The following is an 18,554-nucleotide window of genomic DNA, read 5'->3' on the forward strand; positions in this document are numbered from 1 at the left end:
CTCCCTATCGGTTCGCCGAGAAGGTGAAGGCGCGCTGCAGGGCAAACATCAGTCTGTCCAGCATGAAACCGATGATGCCGATGGTGAAAACAGCAACCATGATCTTGGCCAGCGACTGGGATGACCCGTTCTGGAATTCATCCCAGACGAATTTTCCAAGGCCCGGGTTCTGCGCAAGCATTTCCGCTGCGATCAGAACCATCCAGCCCACACCCAATGACAAGCGCAAACCGGTAAAAATCAACGGCAATGAAGATGGCAGAACCAGCTTGGTGATTGTTTTCCAAGTCGGCAGTTGCAGCACACGGCCAACGTTCATCAAATCCTTGTCGACGGATGCAACGCCCAGCGCCGTGTTGATCAACGTCGGCCACATGGAGCAAAGCGTGACAGTCACGGCCGAGATCAGCAGCGACTTGGACATCCACCCCACCGGATCAACATAGAGCGCCGAGACAATCATGGTGACAATCGGTAACCAGGCCAGTGGCGACACCGGTTTGAAAATCTGGATCAGCGGATTGATCGCGCCGTTGACCGTGCGCGACAGGCCAGAGGCGATGCCAAGCGGCACGGCGATCATGGTCGCGATCAAAAACCCGAGCCCGACGGTCACAAGAGACGTGCCGATCTGATCAATGTAGGTCGGCTTTCCGGTGTAATTCCGATATTTGACCTTATCGCTTTTGCCGGCTGCAACAAGCTTGGCGTTGCGCGCATCCTGGCGCTCATAAAAGGCATCAGCCTTTTCGCGCTCGCGGACATGATCCTCCCAGAGATTGACGGTCTGGGTCCAGACTTGTGCAGGACCTGGGACAACACCGAGAGACGTTTGCACCTGTGGAGCCAAAACGCCCCAGAGCACCAGAAACGTTGCAATGCCAAGCAGCGGAATGACCAGGACGCGTTTCAGCTCACCCAGTTGCTCCTTGACACTGTCGCCAGCTGCAATCTTTAAAATGGGCGTCAGCCAAGAAAAGCCCAACGCCTCCAACCAGCTTGATGCCTTGTTGATGCGCGTGAAAAGCCGTTCACGGCGCTCCGCTTTGGCAATCTCACCATTTGTGGCTGTATCCGCATTGGCCATTGAAATGGTCCTTCGTCTGGAAACGTCTGTTTTATTGCTTTGCTTTGCTTTGTTTTGGCCTGGTGCGGAGCGGCAGAGAGGAAGACCCGCCGCTCCAAAAGTTGAGGGAGCCGTTAGCCGCCAACAACTTCGCTGCCTTCTACGATCTGCTTGCCCTTCAGGCCGATTGGCAGGCTGTCGATATAGGCGTTGGGAGTGCGACCGTCGTAGGCAATGCCGTCAATGATGTCGGCAGCAGGAGTTGGTGCGCGGTAACCATCTGTTTCCCAAGGGAAATCAACTTCCGCGACATAGCCTTCCTCAACCAGCATCTTGGCGGCCTTGAGGTAGATGTCCGGGCGATAGACGGACTTGGCAACTTCGTCGTACCAGCTGTCCGGCTTGTACTCGGTGATCTGGCCCCAGCGACGCATCTGGGTCAGGTACCAGACAGCGTCCGAGTAATAGGGATAGGTCGCGTAGTAGCGGTAGAAGACGTTGAAATCTGGAACGTCGCGCTTGTCGCCCTTTTCATACTCGAAGGTGCCCGTCATGGAATTTGCGATCACCTCGGCATCGGCACCGACATACTCGGACCGCGACAGGATCTCGACGGCTTCCGGACGGTTGGCGTTGTCATTTTCATCCAACCACTGAGCGGCACGGATCAAGGCCTTGGTCAAAGCCAAGGTGGTGTTCGGGTACTTCTCGGTGAATTCCTGGGTCAGGCCGAAGACTTTTTCAGGATTGTTCTTCCAGATCTCGTAATCGGTGATGACCGGAACGCCGATGCCTTTGAACACTGCAGCCTGGTTCCATGGCTCACCCACGCAATAGCCATAAATCGTTCCGGCTTCGAGGGTTGCCGGCATCTGCGGCGGCGGTGTCACCGACAGGAGAGCCTGACCCTGAATCTGGCCGGAGATGTCCGTCTTGGAATAAAAGCCCGGATGAATATCGCCAGACGCCAACCAGTACCGTAGCTCATAGTTATGGGTGGAGACCGGGAACACCATGCCCATATTGAACGGCTTGCCCTCGTCGATGAACTGATCGACAACCGGCTTCAACGCACTCGCCTGAATTGGATGCACCGGCTTGCCGTCGGCCTGCATTTCAACGTGCGGCTTCATCATTTCCCAGATCTCGTTGGAAACGGTGATGCCGTTGCCGTTCAAATCCATGGAAAACGGCGTCACGATATGCGCCTTGGTGCCGAAGCCGATGGTGGCGGCAATCGGTTGACCAGCCAGCATATGCGCGCCGTCCAGCTCGCCCGTGATCACACGATCAAGAAGAACCTTCCAATTCGCCTGCGGCTCAATCGTCACGAACAGGCCTTCGTCCTCGAAGAAGCCCTTCTCATAGGCAACGGCGAGCGGCGCCATGTCGGTCAATTTGATGAAGCCGAATTTCAGCTCATCCTTTTCAACATCAAGCATCTCTGCTTGTGCTGACGCGAAAGGAGCGGAGAGCCCTGCTGCCAGCATGGTGCTGAGCACCAGGCGGCGTCCAAGATTGAATGTGGCTGTTTTCTTCTTCAACTTGCTGTTCCCTCATTCTGGCAAGCACCCGGGGAGACGGGCCCAAGACCGAAAAACGCATAAAAAAAGCCGCCGACGGATCCTTTCATGCGGGAGGGGCATGATCAGATCACATCGGCGGCTTTGCCGTGTGCCCACTTTTGGGCAATTACTCTGGAAGGCCTTCGTTGGCTCTTAGTGCTTAACAATGCAGGCTTCGTGCCAGTTTCAATTTATTCAATATACTTGTTATTTATCAGTAATTTAATTGAAAAAATCTTTAAATTCATTTTTTGGCAGCGCAGCATTATTCGGCCTATTATTTTCGCAACCGACTATTTTTTACGCACATGCAATAAGTCTGCGAACATCAGGACTTCAGATCAAACCCGGCGACATAGTCCTCAAGAAGGGCCGCATCAAACGGTACATCATCAAAGAATGAAGCCTGGTGTCCAGCGGCAGCACCGCCTTGCTCAGTCTGACCGACTGCCCGTTGATAAAGCTCACTGCCAAAGGTCTTACGGACGATGTCCAGATCTGCGGGCGCATAGACTGCCTGCCCCCACCGCACCATCTGCGAATAAAACCAGAGGCCGTGCTCGACACGCGGACAATGAGCGGCAAAACCACTGAGCGTCATAAAGGAAGCGCCAAGCAACGGACCGTTGTCCGCCAGCCGCATCTGTCCTGCCAACGCTGGCAGGCAGGCCTCCGTTGGGCAATCGAGAAACTCTTCATTCGCCAGAAGCGCGGCCAGCTGCGGTGCATTGTCTTCATTGCCGCACCATTCAGCCGATTTCACCAGAGCCCTGATCAATTGGCTTAAAATTTCCGGGTTACGATCTGCCCAACGCTCGGTAACGCCCAGCACCTTCTCCGGGCTTTTCGGCCAGATGACTTCCTTGAAGGTCGCGATGCGCCCGGTACCGGCCTGAATGGCAACGGTGTTCCATGGTTCGCCAACACAAAAGCCATCAATTTGACCGACGGCGAGTGCATCATGCATCAAAGGCGGCGGCAAAACAGTGATCTCGACATCAAGGTCGGGATGAATACCCGCCGCCGCGAGCCAATAGCGCAATTCATAGGCATGGCCTGAAAACGGATGTACGACACCGAACCGCAAGGGAGGTTGGCCAGTCCGCACTCGAATGGCAATCACTTTCGCCAGAGCGACACCTGTCGAGGCCGGATCCCCGTCACCAGAGGCACCTGCCCCATCCATGGCGCTCCAGACAGAGCTGGAAACAGTGATCGCATTGCCGCCCAGGCCGAGCGTCATCGCGGTTTTCATGGGAACCGCCAGGCTCGTGATGTTCAGTGAGGCCGCAATCGGCATAGGGCCAAGCATGTGCGCCACGTCGAAATGCCCGACAGAAATGCGGTCCCGAATATTGGCCCAGGATGTTTCGCGCACCAACTTCAGGTCAATGCCCTCATCTGCGGCAAATCCGAGCCTTGCCGCAGCCACCAGCAGTGCACTGTCGAGTAGCGGAATATATCCGGCAATGATCGTGTCGCGAGACCGCAAGCTCATAGGTTTTTCCTGATCGAAATCTCTTGGGTGTATCGGAGGCATGGCATCATTTAATCCTCCAGCAAGCCACTGGCGATCACGAGGCCTTGCGCAACCTCGATAATCTTGCGGCTCTGGTTCATCGCCGTCTTGCGCAAGAGGCGGTAGGCCTCGTCTTCAGAAACGCCTTTGGACTTCATGAGGATGCCTTTTGCCCGGTCAATCGTCTTGCGATCAGCCAATTCCGTCCTTGCCTCCGCCAGCTCCCGGTTCAAACGGGAATAAGCGCGGAACCGACTTATAGCCATATCGAGGATCGGTTTGACCCGCTCCTTCTTAAGGCCATCAACCACATAGGCCGACACGCCCGCATCAACAGCCGCCTCAATCGATCCGCTCTCTGATTTGTCGACGAACATGGCAATCGGACGCTGGACCGCACGGGTAACCTGAAAGATATGCTCCAACTGATCGCGATTGGGATTTTCCAGATCAATCACGATCACATCCGGTTCAATGGTGGTGATTTGCCGGACAAGCCCTTCAATCTCACCAATGATGATCACCTGATCATGGCCAGCATCGCGCAATCCCTGCTCAATAATGGAGGCACGGATCCGATTGTCGTCAATGACCAAGATGGAGAGCTGCGGCGTCATGGCGCTATTATGCGCATGCGTTTAAATTGTGCAATGCATCATAACAGCTACGCTTGAAAGATCACCTATGCTTCAGAAATCGCAACGGTAGAAAATGTGCCGTTTTCGATAAAATCGTCAAAAATGCGCATATCTGCTGCGCTGTAAGGCGAAAAGTAACGAGGGACGACTTAGGCTATATGCGCAACTTTATTTCAGACGCTAGCTTCAGACGCCAGACTGCCACGGGACACCTTATGACGAAGGACAGCTCGGCCACACCATCGGCCCTCGACATCTCAACTCCGGCAGCCGCCGAATCTGGAACACCGCCAAAAGCCCGTAAGTTAGGTGGCACAATGCGTAAGATCCCGCCTCGTGGATGGGCCGGGATTGGCGTGCGAATATCCAAACGGCTGAAGGTAAACCGGGTCGCCATGATTGCCGCAGGGTCCGCGTTCTTCATCATCCTGTCCATTGTGCCGGCCCTGGCTGCACTTGTATCTCTCTACGGCCTGCTAACCGATCCCACGTCTCTGGCGCAGCAAGTCGACAACCTCAAGGGCATGATGCCCTCAGGTGGCCTGGAGATCATTCGTGAAGAGCTGGTTCGTCTGACCAACCGTCCCGACAAAAGCCTTGGGCTGTCCTTCGCAACCTCCATTGCCTTTGCAATCTGGAGCTCGAACAGAGGAATCACCGCCCTGTTTCAGGCCATGAATGTCGTGAGCGACGCTGAGGAGACACGCAGTTTTCTGCACATCAAATTCCTCACGCTTATGTTCACATTCTGCACCATTGTCTTCGGCGTCATACTGATCAATTCTGCGGTCTTTGTGCCGCTCGCGTTCAAGCTGGTCGGGCTGGGCAGCATCTACAAGATCCTGGCCGGATTTCTTCTGCCATTGACCGTTGTCTTGAGCGCAATTGTTGGCATCAGTGCACTCTACCGCTGGGGGCCAAGTGAAGCTCCGGTTGGCTGGCGCCTGTTCAGTGCAGGATCGATTGCCAGTGCCCTGGGCATTGTCCTTGTCTCAACCGCCTATGCCTATTTTCTATCGAACTTCGGCGACTATGGCGCCACCTATGGTTCGCTGGGCGCAATGATCGGCCTGATGATCTGGATTTTCCTGTCCACCTATGTGGTTCTTATCGGCGCAGAGCTAAATGCCGAAATCGCAAAGTTCAGTGATTAGGGCTCAGCCCCCTTGGAAACAAGTAAATCAAATCGCTTGGGAAAAATCCAAAGGTTGATCAATAGATAAACAGGCTTAAATACCCATACGTTATCATTATATTAACCATAAAATATGCAATCATTGACTAGGTTATTTCTCAGAATTAAATATTTTCAGCGTGAGAAGCAGTCAAGCCGATGCCATCATTTGCCAAGAATGCGCTCTTAACATCTGCCTCACCATTTATTTTGACCCTTGCTTCGCTTCCGGTCTCATTTGGGCTTTTGACGCTTTCCGAAGGTCCGGCCCGCGCTGACCACTTCGTCGAATGCACGAGCAAAGACAGCAATTGGACTGACAAGAATTGCTGGCATGACCGGCACCGTCCAGATCACAGCGGTGGGAGCGACGTCGTCATAGGGCAGAATCCGGTTTTAGATCGCTCCGGTCAAAACACCAAGAACTACGAGATCAGCATCACAAATGACGCTGTCGATCCCTATTATGGGGTCACCATCATGCCGGTCAATACAATCACGATCGGGGAAAACTTCAAGGCAATCTCGAACTACGATGTCGTTCCTGCTTCTGGCTCCCTTCGAGTGGCCGGAGACAAGGCAGGCTTAAAGGTCAAATCCCATATTTTCCTGGGCAAGAAGGGCGGCAATGGCACATTAACAATCGAAGATGGAGCCAGGGTCTGGACAGATCGCTTGCTGACTGGCGGCTACTACCACGACAGCGCAGAAACGGATGCAAGAGGATCCGGAACCGCCACTGTCAATATTTCGGGGTCAGGAAGCGCCCTTCATGCGAAAAAGATTGTTCTGGGCGTGGCAAGTTCCACCGGCCAGACTTTCAAAATGTCCGACGGAGCTTATGCGAGCGCAACCACCTTCATTGTAGACACGAGAGGTGCCCCTTACCCAAGCGGCTATGCCTACAAGCCTGTCGTCTCAATCGAGAATTCTACTCTCAATGTCGGCACACTCAATATCACCCCGGACCCAAGCGCAAATATATATGATGTTTTCAAAGTCAACAGTGGCGGCATTTTGGAAGCTGAGAACATCCATCTGACAACCAACACCAACCCCTATTTCAACAACACGACGCTCTGGTTTTATGGCGGAACGCTGCATATGATGGACAGGGACAACGGCAAATCACCGTCGACGACGGTCAACGGTCAGCTGGTTTTCGGTTATGATTCCACACTGAGTTTTGACGCAACTGCCCTTGACCAACATGCAGACCTCAAGATCACCAAGGATCTTGTAAATCCAACCTACACAGCCGGTCACGACTATCAAACCTATTTGGTCACAACCATCTCCGTGAACGCGAACAAGGCCGGCTTCATTCCGGTACTCGACACAGAGTTCACCATCATTGAGGCGTCATCCACCGGGGCGTTCGACACCGATGAGATCAAGGTCAAATCCGGTTACAATTTCCTGGATACCAGCGCCCGATTTGATGGCAAAAAGGGCTACTTGACCCTGACCAAAAGCGCGAACGCTGTGACGGCCAAGGCCGTGACCGGCAACGAGAAGGCTGTCGCCGGCACTATCGAGAAACTCGGCACGGGAAATGCCATCCATGACGCTTTCATCAGCACCCCCAGCAGCCAGTCGGCAAGCTCGGCCTATAATGGCCTGACCGGCGAGACCCATGCCAGTGCAACCAGCAGCGCCTTCCATGCTGCCTTCGCCTCCTCCGGTGTGGTGTCCAACCGCATGCTCGGCACCCAGCAGTCGCTCGGGTCCGGCAGCTCAACGGCCTTCCATGGCAAGGGTGACGGCCACACGCCATTCCTGAGTGCGCCGGAGATCTGGTTCCGGGGCTATGGCAATGTCCTAAGTGTCGAGGGCAGTGGATCGGCAGCGGATACCGATACGTCCACCGGAGGGATGATGGCTGGCATCGATGCGCTGGCTGGCGACGCAGCACGTCTGGGCGTCGCCTTCGGGTATTCGCGCAGCTTTTCCAATACGTCCGATCGCCAGTCCAAGTCGCGGATGGACGGCTACCATGGCTTTGTCTACGGCAATGCACAGTTCGGACTGTTCGGCCTGCAGGCGGGCCTCGGGGCCACCTACAACCAGATCGATGTCAGCCGCGCGACCGGCATCGCTGGCCTGCCCGGCAACCTGACTGCCGATTACACCGGCTGGACCGGTCAGGCCTGGCTGGAAGGGGCCTACACCGCTCCCATCGGCCTTGCCTCCACCGTCGAGCCCTTCGCCGGACTGAGCCTTGTCAGCAACCACTCCGAGAGCTTTACCGAAAAAGGCAATGCCGCCGCACTCAACGTGGGGGCCAGCCATCAGACCAACCTCTTCTCGACCCTTGGCGTTCGCCTCGGGCACGAGATCGACTTGTCAGACACCGCTTCGTTTCGGGTAAGCGGATCACTGGGCTGGCGTCACGCCTTTGGCGACACTGCGCCGGACAGCGTCATGTCCTATGCCTCCGGCTCCAGTAGCTTTTCCATCTCCGGACTGCCCCTGGAGCGTGACACTGTCGTCTTCGACGCTGGAATCGACATGGCCGTTTCCAACAGCACCCTCTTAGACCTGCGCTATTCCGGCCAACTGGGCGCACATGCGCAGGACCACGGCCTCAAGGGAACCCTCCGGCTGAGTTTCTGATACGGAGCAAGCGTAAACACCAACAGTCACTGATTTACCGGACACGCCACATTTGCAGCTGTTCGGCCTTCCCTTTTATCTCTGAATTTGCTTGTCTTTTTCCATTGCACCGTTTGCCTGCGCCACTTGGGTCAACCATGTGGGTCGGCAAGCGCATGTCATTTGGGAGGATGCACTGCATGTCGAAAATTGCAATTGTCGGGTCTGGCTTTATCGGCCGGGCCTGGGCCATCAGCTTTGCCCGGGCGGGATATGACGTCTGCTTGTGGGACGTGGACCCGGGAGCGCCGAATGCTGCCCTGTCCTACATTGGCGAGGTGCTGAAAGACCTTGAAGACAACGACCTCTTGAATGGCCAGACGCCGGGCGAGGTGTTTGCGCGCCTGTCGACAGAGACAGATATGGCAGCCGCCCTGAAAGATGCCATCCACGTTCAGGAGAACGCTCCGGAAAAACTGGAAATCAAACAAGAGCTCTACACGCAGCTTGATGCCTTGGCGGATCCGGAGACGATCATCGCCAGTTCCACATCAGCACTTCTGCCATCACGCTTCACCGAGCACATCGCAGGCAGGGAGCGCTGCCTCGTCGCGCATCCGATCAACCCGCCGTATCTGATCAAGGCCGTGGAAGTCGTCCCCTCCCCCTGGACTGCGCCCGACGCCATGGAGGCGACCCGCCTCCTGATGCTGCAGGCCGGTCAGTCCCCGATCATGATGACCGGGGAAATTGACGGTTTCATCATGAACCGGATGCAGGCAGCGCTTCTGGAAGAGGCCTTCCGCCTTGTTGAGGGCGGACATGCCAGTGCCGAAGACGTCGACATCGGCATTCGCGAGGGGCTTGCTGCCCGTTGGGCCTTCATGGGTCCATTCGAGACCATCGACTTGAATGCTCCAGCAGGCGTCCGCGATTATGCCACCCGTTATCAAGGCATGTTCGCCAATATGTTTGAGCAGATGAAAACTCGCGTCGATTGGGCAGGCCCTGTGCTTGACCGGATCGAGGATGACCGGCGGGCACGCCTGCCCGTGGATCAGCTTGAAGCACGGCAGAAGTGGCGCGACAGGCGTTTGATGGCCCTCGCCGCCCACAAGCGCACTCAGGACGAGGAGACAGGCAAATGACCATGACCAACACAGCCAATCCGCTCAAGGGAAAGGTGGTCATCACCTGCGCCCTCACCGGCTCGATCCATACGCCCACCATGTCGCCCCACCTGCCGATCACCCCGGATGAGATCGTGGCAGAAGCAGTCAAGGCAACAGAGGCCGGGGCTGCCATCCTGCATCTTCATGCAAGGGACCCGGCGACCGGCAAGCCCGACCAGACCCCTGAGGGGTTCGCCCGTTTTCTCCCGCGCATCAAGCAGTTGACCAATGCAGCCCTCAACCTGACGACCGGCGGAAGCCCTTACATGACGGTGGAAGAGCGCGTGCGACCAGCAGCGCAGTTCAAGCCGGAAGTTGCCTCGCTGAACATGGGCTCCATGAACTTCGGTCTGTTTCATCTGGCGGATAAATTTGAGACCTACAAACACGATTGGGAAAAGCCGTTCCTGGAATCGACCAAGGATCTGGTCTTCCGCAATTCGTTCAAGGACATCGAGTATGTTCTCTCGACTTGCTACGAGAATGACACACGGTTTGAATTCGAGTGCTACGATATCTCCCACCTTTACAATCTGGCTCATTTTGTCGAGCGGGGGTTGGTCAAACCGCCGTTCTTCGTTCAGTCCGTGTTTGGCCTTCTGGGCGGCATAGGCACCCATCCTGAGGACGTTCAGCACATGAAGCGGACCGCTGACCGGCTGTTTGGAGATGCCTATCGCTGGTCTGTTCTGGGGGCTGGATCTGCGCAACTGCGCATTGCGGCTCAGGCCGCAGCGCTTGGCGGCAATGTCCGCGTCGGCCTTGAAGACAGCCTGTGGGCGGGCAAGGGAAAACTGGCCGAATCCAGCGCCGATCAGGTGACCATGGTGCGCAAGATCATCGAGGGTCTCGGACTGGAAGTCGCAACTCCGGACGAAGCCCGGAAAATCCTGTCACTCAAAGGGGCTGACAAGGTCGCTTTCTAAGGTCTCACAATGAGAAAGCCCCCGGCAAGAGACTTGCCGGGGGCCCTTCGAAGCGCAGCCATTACCTTGGTCAGGTCAGGCTGCGGCGACACGGTTCAGGAAGGTCTCGATTTCGCCCTTCAAGGCAGCGCTGCGCTCGCCAAGCTGGCCAGCTGCTGTCAGCACCGAACTGGAAGCAGCTTGCGTCTGCTCGACTGTTTCGGCAAGGCTTTGCATGTTGGTTCTGACCGCAGATGTCCCTTCCGAAGCCCGCTGAACATTGCCGGAAATCTCATTGGTCGCTGCGCCCTGCTGGGTGACGGCCGAAGCAATCGCCTGCGTGTAACCATTGACCTCTTCCATTGTAGAAGAGATTGACGAAATGGCATCGACCGCTTCGCCCGTTGACATCTGAATGGTCGAGACCTGAGCCCCGATTTCCTCGGTTGCCTTGGAGGTCTGTGTTGCCAGTTCTTTGACTTCCGCTGCGACCACTGCGAACCCTCTGCCAGCGTCACCAGCACGGGCTGCTTCAATTGTCGCATTCAAGGCCAACAAATTCGTCTGCTCTGCAATGGCTTGTATGAGGTTAACCACTTCTCCAATCTTAGCAGCAGCTTCGGCCAGCGAAGTGACCTTTCCATTGGTATCACGCACGGCCCCTGTTGCAGAAGACACAATGTCTGTCGTGCGGCCAACCTGAGAACCTATTTCCCCGATCGATGCAGAGAGTTCTTCAGCCGCCCCGGCGACATTTTCAACACTCATGCTGGCGTTTTCACTTGCCTGACTTGTGTCGGATGCCTGGTGCGCGCTGCGCGATGCGATATCCCCAAGCGCATTGGCCGTAACATCCATCTCCCGTGCGGTCTCATCCATGGACCCAAGCAAATCTTGGACACTGTCCCGGAAACCGGAAACCAGAGCATCAACTTCAGCCTGACGTTCGGCCTGCTGGGCTTGAGCGAGCTCGCTCTCACCCTCGAGCCTGCGACGCTCAACAGCATTGTCGCGGAAGACTTGCACCGTGCGGCTCATATTGCCGATTTCATCTTTCTGATCTGTAGATGGAATTTCAACATTGGTGTCGCCATTTGCCAGCTGCGCCATCACGTCGGTCAGCTTTTGGGTTGGGCGAGTGATCACCAAAGACAATGCAACAGCCATGAGCGTTCCAAAACCGACGCTTGCCAGAACAGCAATGGCAATCAGGATCAAAGAACTGTTCGCCTGGCTCGTCGTGGAGCTGGACTGATCAGCAGCCATATCGGTAATCTGGGTGCGAACCTGATCGGACAGCTGAGCCAGCGTTTGATTGGTTTCATCAAAGACCTTGCGCGCATCCATCATGGCCGCAAACTCGGCCTCATAGATGGACATTTCAGCCAAAATACTCTCGACCGGCGCTTTTATTTCAGGAAAGGCAGCAGAGTCTGCCAGGAGCGTGTTCGCGATATTCTGCAAAATGCCTAACCGATTGCCGACGTCCTGTGGTGTGACTGTGCCAAGGCCGGAGAAAAGGCTCATTGTACCGGATTGCAAGCTGTATGTTTCGCGAAGGAACTTTTCAGCGTTCGTAGAGATCAGTTCAACAACGTTCAGTTTGGATCCGCTGGTGCCAGCAATCTTGCGCGCGGCATCCGAGGCTGCATAGACGTCCGTTCGCACAACGTCTGCTGCGCTTCCGATTTCTGCAGCAAGAGCACTTGCCTGTTGGCGCAATCGCATTCTTTTAGAAGGTGACGTTTCAGCGGCAGACGCAGCAAGAACCTCATTGAGTTCGCCAGCCTTTGAAGCAATGTCTTTCAACTGCTCAGGCGAAACACCATCGACTTTTAGTTTTGCTGATTTTTTGGTCTGTTTCGCCAATCCAACAGCCGTTTCAACAGCCTTTGCAAAGAGGTCTGCAGAAGCCTTCTTGGCCTTTTCATCCATTGACATACTGGCTGCCGAAATGCGTTGGAACGTATCGTCCAAAGTGCGTGTGTCATCCTGGGCACCAACGATCAAACGACCGAGTTTATCGGACCGGTTACGCAGGCTCGTTGCCTTTTTATTCGCGCTTGAGGCCTCTCGCTGGACACTCATCATTTGTTCCGTGATGCCCTTCGCCAGAGACTCAAGACGACCGGAGGACTTCACCAAGGACGTCACTTTGTCCTGCTGTATAACAACAGCGTCAACCACCGATGCAAACTCCGCCTCGAACTGTTCGACAGATGATTTGGACGCCAGCACAGTTGCGTAAGCCTGACCAGAAGGATCAAGATCGCCAGCCAGGACATCCAACTTTCCCGCCAAGCCCTTAATCTGCTCCCTTGCAACGTCAGCAAGCTCATGCTCGCGCACGCCCAAGTATGCTTCCCGATCAGCAGAGGCCTGCTGCAGGCTGGCCATTGCCGAGGTTGCAGCTGCGTTGATACCGGCCTGGTTGCGCAATTCCAGGATCGAGAGGGTTCCCAGTCCGCCAACAGCTGCCGTCAAAACAACCATCGCCGCAAATCCGCCACCAACTTTTGCAGAGAAACGTATGTTCCCAAGGGGTTTCGTCAACCAGTTCACAGCCGTACTCCTAAAGCTCAAGTTACTCAGAGAGTTTCTTATCGGCATGAAGAAAAAGTGAAGAAATTACACGCATTAGTTCACCTGCAGAAGCGCTATACTTCTTTTCCAAAATTGATTTATAAAACAGTTAGATAGACATCCTCAAAAAACAAAATTTTTTTGAAAAAAATTAAACCGAGGGACGTCAACGACGCAAATGCACCCCTCTGAAATCAAACAACGGTAAAAATGCAAAGCCCCGAGGCAAAAAAACCTCGGGGCTCTCACTCTAAAATTATTATGTAATTGCAGTTTTTAAACAGCTGCGACCCGGTCAAGAAATGTCTCAATGGACCCCTTGATCGCCGTTCCGCGCGCACCGAGGTTACCAGCAGATGTCAGGACGGTTTCCGATGCCTGCTGAGTTTGCTCCACCGTCTCGGCAAGGTTGCGCATATTGCTCTGCACAGTCTGCGTTCCCTCAGAGGCACGTTGCACGTTACCAGAGATCTCATTGGTCGCAGCGCCCTGCTGGGTCACCGCCGACGCGATGGCCTGGGTGTAACCATTGACCTCCTCCATTGTCGCCGAAATTCCTGCGATGGCGTCAACCGCCTCAGTGGTGGAGTCCTGAATTGTGGAAACCTGCAAGCCGATTTCTTCAGTTGCCTTTGATGTCTGGGTCGCCAATTCCTTGACCTCTGAGGCAACGACGGCAAAGCCCTTTCCTGCATCACCAGCACGAGCTGCCTCAATGGTCGCATTCAGCGCAAGCAAATTGGTCTGGGCGGCAATCGCCTGGATGAGCGTAACAACCTCGCCAATCTTGCTAGCGGCGTCAGCCAATGTATGCACCTTGCCATTGGTATCTCGAACCGATTCAGTTGCCGAGCTGACAATATCAGTCGTTCGCTGTACCTGAGTACCGATCTCTGCAATCGAAGCAGATAGTTCTTCTGCTGCACCCGCAACGTTTTCCACGCTCATGCTTGCGTCCTGGCTGACAGAAGCTGTGTCATTGGCCTGCTGAGAACTTCGCGCCGCAATGTCCCCCAAAGAGCTGGCTGTATTGTCCATATCACGTGCGGTTTCATCCAGGGAGCCAAGCAGCCCCTGCACATCTTCCTTGAAAGCGGAAATCAAAGTGCTCACTTCGGCCTGACGCTCCTCACGTCGCGCTTGGTCCTTTCGGCTTTCCTCTTCCAGGCGCAAGCGCTCCAACGCATTGTCTCGGAACACCTGGACTGTACGGCTCATGTCGCCAATTTCATCACGCTGGTCGGTTGATGGAATTTCAACCTCTGTATTCCCTTCCGCCAGATGTGCCATAGCATCGGTCAGACGCCGGGTTGGACGTGTAATGACGAGGGAAAGAGCAATTGCTATCAGAACTCCGGCAGCAATAGCGATCAACACAGTCACTCCAATCCAGACCAGGGCATTTTGGGCCTTCATGGAAGCCGTTTCCGACTGAGTGGCCGCCATTCCTGCGATCTGCTCACGAACCTGCTCCGAAAACTCTGACAGGCGATCGAGATGCTCATCGTAAGCTTCTTTGTTTTCTCCCATCGCTTGGAAGATGGCTCTGTATTCACCAACAGCAGAAGACAATTCGGTAACAGCTTCGCCAATCTCCGGGAAGGTGGCAGCGTCACTTTTAAGCACCCCAAGGGCACCAACCAGTTTGTTGATCCGGCTTATAACCTTCTTGTCAGAACCCGATCCGATTTTAGCAAACAGTTCCATGGTGTCAGCGCGAACTGCCAGCGTCGTTTGAAGGAAGTCGTTTCCATTATAGGCAACGCTATCAACTGCCGCGAGCTTCTCTTGGCTTGCTTCGGCCGTGCTGCGCGCACCATCGACCGCGCGATAAATCACACCGCGAAGCCCCTTGGCACTTGCACTGATACTCTTGACTTCCTTTCTCAAGGCCTTGTCATGTTTAATGCGCGTGAACGGATTGAGCTCATTGATAGCAAGCTCAAGGGACGTCTTTGCCCTTAGTGCCGTATCGCTCAACACGTTCATAGCCTCCACATTCACGCCCGTCACATTCAGCGACTTGCCTTCCCTGGTCAAGGCGATCAATCCGTTGACAACGCGCATGGCTTTTGCGCTGGTTTTCTTGTCGACAAAGCCCCCCTGCATAGCTGCCATGGGGCCAGTCTTCTTGGACTGTGAACTGTCTGAATACAGCTGTTCAAGGGTGATCACCTGCTCTAGCACCGAGGCGACAATCCGGCCAAGCTTGTCAGCATGGTTACGCTCCGTATTTGCCAAAGCCGCTTTTTCGACTGCTTCACTCTGCAGCCCTCGCATTTTATCGACGATCCCCTGGGCCTGAAGTTCGAGACTGCGCGATGCACCCAATAATTTTTGGCTGCTGACTTCCTGTTGACTGAGGGCTTCGACCAAGTCCTCAAACTCGGCATTCACCCCATCAACGGACTGAATCGCAGTGGCAACGCCCTCTCGGGCATCCGCTGATGGGTCAAGACTGTTGTCAACGGTTTCCAAGTCACTGCGAAGCTGCTTGATTTGGCTCTTGGCACGGATCGCCAATTCAGGCGTCCTCTCGTTCAAAAAGGCCTCTTGATCAGCAGATGCCTGCTGCAGGCTGGCCATCACCGAGGTTGCCTTGGCATTTAGCTCAGACTGTTCATTCAGCCGTAAAATTGCCATTGTACCGACGATGCCCACAGCGGCCGTCAAAAGTGTCGTAGTCGCAAAACCTCCACCGACTTTAAGTGAAAACCGCATATTGCCCAGTGGCTTAGTCAACCAGTTCACAGTGTATCTCCTGACCTTAAATATATCGGGAGTACACAGCACTTGTGATAAATAAATAGTGAAAAATGACAATAAAATCAGCGCCTTGTGGTCAGAATAGTCAGCATTCCGCAGCGAATTCAATGAGATGAAAGCCGCATTGCACAATTTTTTTGCGCAACGCGGCGTAGCTATTCTTCCTTAAGGAACGCGGCTTGGTCCCATTCCAAGGCTCAACCTTTCATCTCGTCGTTTAACCTGACGATGGCCAAAGCCTCTACAAGCCTCTTATGGTCTCCTATTTCGTTGGCCAGAACCAATATGAGCCGAGCATTGAACGCATCGCTTTCCTCTTTGCTCAAGCCCTCGTGTGCCGCCAAAAGCTCGGCGTAAAAATCATCCGGACGGTCCAGTCCTTTGGTCTTTGAACTCTCTGTCATTGAGCACCTGTTCTTCCGGTCACATGGTCCAGCGCGGCTTCAACAGCATTGCGATCAAATCCCGTCCAGCGAGCTGCAACATGTTGATCCGGGCGCAAGAGGTAAACCGCAGAGGCAGCCTCGCCCAGATAGCGTTCTTGTAAGTCTGCGCTGATGTCAGACGATGCCAGACTGATGCCGTCCACCTGGATTCCCTGATGCTGAAAGCTGCCAGGAATTTCGCAATTAAGGCCCAGCAAGACAAAGCTGTTCTTCAGCTGATCCAGCAGCCAGCCAGACGCAAGTGACGCATCGCAGGCCGGGGCTCCGGGCCGGGTTCGGACTGGTAAATCAGCGGCGTCTTTGCCAACAAGCGTCGAGCCATCATAAGTGCTTGGCAGTGACAGTCTGCCGGAGTTCACCAGCGGCCTGGCAAAGGGCTGATGTTCAGCAAGATCCAGAACTGCATCGCGGAAAATCCGGCTGATGTCGGACTTCGGCGTGATGAAATCCGTCGAGCGACTGGAATTGAGAATATTCTCATCAGCCGCAAAGACCCGCTCTTCATTATAGCTGTCCAGCAGGCTGTCTGGCGCCAGGCCTTCGATCACCAACTTGAGCTTCCAGGCGAGGTTCTCCGCATCCTGGAAGCCGGAGTTGGCTCCCCTCGCGCCAAACGGTGAGACCTGGTGGGCGCTGTCGCCCGCAAACAACACCCGCCCATGGCGGAACTTCTCCATGCGGCGGCACTGGAACGTGTAAATGGACACCCATTCCAGATTGAACTCCACCTCTTTGCCCAGCATCTGCTTCAGGCGCGGGATGACATTTTCCGGCTTTTTCTCTTCGTCCTTGTCGATGTCCCAACCGAGTTGAAGATCTATCCGCCAGACGCCCTCCGGCTGTTTGTGCAGCAGAGCCGACTGGCCCTTGTTGAACGGCGGATCGAACCAGAACCAGCGCTCGGTCGGAAAGTCAGCCTTCATGGTGACATCAGCGATGAGGAAATTGTCTTCAAACACGCGCCCGACGAAATCGAGCCCCATCATGGACCGGGTCGGCGAACCAGCCCCATCGCAGGCAACCAACCAGTCGCACGTCAGGTCATAAGGCCCGTCCGGCGTCTCCACGCTCAGGCGATTTTCGGCATCTGAGGTTTCCAGTGCAACAACCTTGCTGTTTCCACGGATCTCTATGGGCTTGCCTTCGGCCTGAAGCTCGCGCAGCCGCTCCACCAGAAAAATCTCGGCATAATATTGCTGCAGGTTGATGAAGGCTGGCCGCTTGTGGCTGTCTTCTGGCAAAAGGTTGAAATCATATACCTTTCGATCACCGAAGAAGACCTTGCCAACGTTCCACAAGATGCCCTTATCTACGAAGGCATCGCCGCAACCCAGCCGATCCATGATCTCCAAGGAGCGCTTGGAAAAACAAATGGCGCGGGAACCGAAGCTCACCTTGTCGTTTTCATCCAGCACCACCACGGGCACATCAGACAGGGCCAGATCAATCGCCGTCGCCAACCCGACAGGCCCGGCACCAATCACAACAACCGGATGATTGACCGGCGTCGCGGCATCCTGATCTGGCGAGCGCACATACGGATAGAGCGGCGTTTCGAAGATTTCCGACACTGGCTCTCCTCCCATGTCAGGTTTTCAGAACAGCTTGATGGCTGTTGGATGTCTGTCGAATTCAAGAAAGAATTCATCCAGTTGCGGCGGAGCCACTTGGGTGCTGGACAGCATCGCATGGGCCTGACCACGATGATGCGTCTGATGCTGAAACAGATGCAGCAACGTGCGATCGATACGCTCTGAGAACATGCCATGCTCCCCGCGATCCTGCATAAGCTCTCTACTCAGATCGTCCTCGATCAAAGCCTCACAGAACACGATAAGCGCCCTGTCCTGATCCGCTTGCTCCCGCAGCAAGGCAGCCACCGTCTTGGCTGGTTCTTCATCATACACAGCACGGCCCTTGCCGCCCTCGACCAGAGAATCCAGATAGTATCGATCCACCGAGAGGTTGTGGTTCAGCGTTTCCCTGATCGACGGAAAGAACCCGCTGCGCTCGGCTTCAAACTCCGCCTGGCTCAGGGCCAGACAGGCCCCAAGCAGACGTCCATTCGCCCAAGCATTGTTGCGCGCCATCAGACAGAGCTGCTCCAATGCGGCTGACATGTTGG

The 18,554-nt window shown here is 55.0% G+C and carries 13 protein-coding genes; 4 read left to right on the top strand and 9 right to left on the bottom strand.

The window, feature by feature from the left end; translation table 11 throughout:
• Positions 1 to 4 precede the first annotated feature (4 nt).
• The 4 genes from V6575_RS03850 to V6575_RS03865 all read right to left on the bottom strand — a co-directional run bounded on the left by V6575_RS03850 (position 5) and on the right by V6575_RS03865 (position 4,767).
• On the bottom strand, positions 5 to 1,087 hold the full coding sequence (locus V6575_RS03850; protein WP_340272767.1) for an ABC transporter permease: 1,083 nt from the start codon (positions 1,085 to 1,087) through the stop codon (positions 5 to 7).
• Between the two features lie 113 nt (positions 1,088 to 1,200).
• Positions 1,201 to 2,556, bottom strand: coding sequence for a CmpA/NrtA family ABC transporter substrate-binding protein (locus V6575_RS03855; protein WP_340273338.1), 1,356 nt, complete (start codon positions 2,554 to 2,556; stop codon positions 1,201 to 1,203).
• Between the two features lie 403 nt (positions 2,557 to 2,959).
• Complete coding sequence (locus V6575_RS03860; protein ID WP_340272768.1) at positions 2,960 to 4,129, bottom strand: CmpA/NrtA family ABC transporter substrate-binding protein; 1,170 nt, start codon at positions 4,127 to 4,129, stop codon at positions 2,960 to 2,962.
• Positions 4,130 to 4,179: 50 nt separating this feature from the next.
• Positions 4,180 to 4,767: an ANTAR domain-containing response regulator gene (locus tag V6575_RS03865; RefSeq protein WP_340272769.1), complete on the bottom strand. Its 588-nt coding sequence runs from the start codon at positions 4,765 to 4,767 to the stop codon at positions 4,180 to 4,182.
• Positions 4,768 to 5,003: 236 nt separating this feature from the next.
• Between V6575_RS03865 and V6575_RS03870 the strand changes: the two genes are divergently transcribed.
• The 4 genes from V6575_RS03870 (at position 5,004) to kce (ending at position 10,655) form a co-directional block, all read left to right on the top strand.
• Positions 5,004 to 5,942, top strand: a complete 939-nt coding sequence (locus tag V6575_RS03870; protein ID WP_340272770.1) for a YihY/virulence factor BrkB family protein — start codon at positions 5,004 to 5,006, stop codon at positions 5,940 to 5,942.
• A 179-nt stretch (positions 5,943 to 6,121) separates the two neighbouring features.
• The gene (locus tag V6575_RS03875; protein WP_340272771.1) at positions 6,122 to 8,578 is read left to right on the top strand and encodes an autotransporter family protein; all 2,457 of its coding nucleotides are present in this window, start codon (positions 6,122 to 6,124) and stop codon (positions 8,576 to 8,578) included.
• A 179-nt stretch (positions 8,579 to 8,757) separates the two neighbouring features.
• Entirely contained in the window at positions 8,758 to 9,705 is a 948-nt protein-coding gene (locus V6575_RS03880) for a 3-hydroxyacyl-CoA dehydrogenase (protein ID WP_340272772.1), read from the top strand.
• Positions 9,702 to 10,655: a 3,5-dioxohexanoate:acetyl-CoA acetone transferase gene (kce, locus tag V6575_RS03885; RefSeq protein WP_422785514.1), complete on the top strand. Its 954-nt coding sequence runs from the start codon at positions 9,702 to 9,704 to the stop codon at positions 10,653 to 10,655. Before V6575_RS03880 ends, kce begins: the two co-directional genes overlap by 4 nt.
• Before the next feature lie 75 nt (positions 10,656 to 10,730).
• On the opposite strand, the gene V6575_RS03890 is transcribed toward kce, so the two are convergent.
• The 5 genes from V6575_RS03890 to V6575_RS03910 all read right to left on the bottom strand — a co-directional run bounded on the left by V6575_RS03890 (position 10,731) and on the right by V6575_RS03910 (position 18,549).
• Entirely contained in the window at positions 10,731 to 13,196 is a 2,466-nt protein-coding gene (locus tag V6575_RS03890) for a methyl-accepting chemotaxis protein (RefSeq protein ID WP_340272773.1), read from the bottom strand.
• A gap of 297 nt (positions 13,197 to 13,493) precedes the next feature.
• Complete coding sequence (locus V6575_RS03895; RefSeq protein WP_340272775.1) at positions 13,494 to 15,968, bottom strand: methyl-accepting chemotaxis protein; 2,475 nt, start codon at positions 15,966 to 15,968, stop codon at positions 13,494 to 13,496.
• 212 nt (positions 15,969 to 16,180) lie between these two features.
• The gene (locus V6575_RS03900; protein ID WP_340272776.1) at positions 16,181 to 16,387 is read right to left on the bottom strand and encodes a DUF2783 domain-containing protein; all 207 of its coding nucleotides are present in this window, start codon (positions 16,385 to 16,387) and stop codon (positions 16,181 to 16,183) included.
• Positions 16,384 to 18,015 (bottom strand): FAD-dependent oxidoreductase, encoded by a 1,632-nt coding sequence (locus tag V6575_RS03905; protein ID WP_340272777.1) that lies wholly within the window; start codon positions 18,013 to 18,015, stop codon positions 16,384 to 16,386. Before V6575_RS03905 ends, V6575_RS03900 begins: the two co-directional genes overlap by 4 nt.
• Before the next feature lie 9 nt (positions 18,016 to 18,024).
• On the bottom strand, positions 18,025 to 18,549 hold the full coding sequence (locus V6575_RS03910) for a DinB family protein (RefSeq protein WP_340272778.1): 525 nt from the start codon (positions 18,547 to 18,549) through the stop codon (positions 18,025 to 18,027).
• Between the last annotated feature and the right edge of the window lie 5 nt (positions 18,550 to 18,554).

Source organism: Roseibium algae, assembly GCF_037783265.1.
GTDB classification, from domain to species: domain Bacteria; phylum Pseudomonadota; class Alphaproteobacteria; order Rhizobiales; family Stappiaceae; genus Roseibium; species Roseibium algae.

Bases quoted from the DNA above. Each gene is read 5' to 3' on its own strand.
- kce (WP_422785514.1), top strand. From the start codon at position 9,702: ATGACCATGACCAACACAGCCAATCCGCTCAAGGGAAAGGTGGTCATC.
- V6575_RS03860 (WP_340272768.1), bottom strand. From the start codon at position 4,129: ATGAGCTTGCGGTCTCGCGACACGATCATTGCCGGATATATTCCGCTA.
- V6575_RS03905 (WP_340272777.1), bottom strand. From the start codon at position 18,015: ATGGGAGGAGAGCCAGTGTCGGAAATCTTCGAAACGCCGCTCTATCCG.
- V6575_RS03850 (WP_340272767.1), bottom strand. From the start codon at position 1,087: ATGGCCAATGCGGATACAGCCACAAATGGTGAGATTGCCAAAGCGGAG.
- V6575_RS03900 (WP_340272776.1), bottom strand. From the start codon at position 16,387: ATGACAGAGAGTTCAAAGACCAAAGGACTGGACCGTCCGGATGATTTT.
- V6575_RS03865 (WP_340272769.1), bottom strand. From the start codon at position 4,767: ATGACGCCGCAGCTCTCCATCTTGGTCATTGACGACAATCGGATCCGT.
- V6575_RS03870 (WP_340272770.1), top strand. From the start codon at position 5,004: ATGACGAAGGACAGCTCGGCCACACCATCGGCCCTCGACATCTCAACT.
- V6575_RS03910 (WP_340272778.1), bottom strand. From the start codon at position 18,549: ATGTCAGCCGCATTGGAGCAGCTCTGTCTGATGGCGCGCAACAATGCT.
- V6575_RS03855 (WP_340273338.1), bottom strand. From the start codon at position 2,556: ATGCTGGCAGCAGGGCTCTCCGCTCCTTTCGCGTCAGCACAAGCAGAG.
- V6575_RS03880 (WP_340272772.1), top strand. From the start codon at position 8,758: ATGTCGAAAATTGCAATTGTCGGGTCTGGCTTTATCGGCCGGGCCTGG.
- V6575_RS03875 (WP_340272771.1), top strand. From the start codon at position 6,122: ATGCCATCATTTGCCAAGAATGCGCTCTTAACATCTGCCTCACCATTT.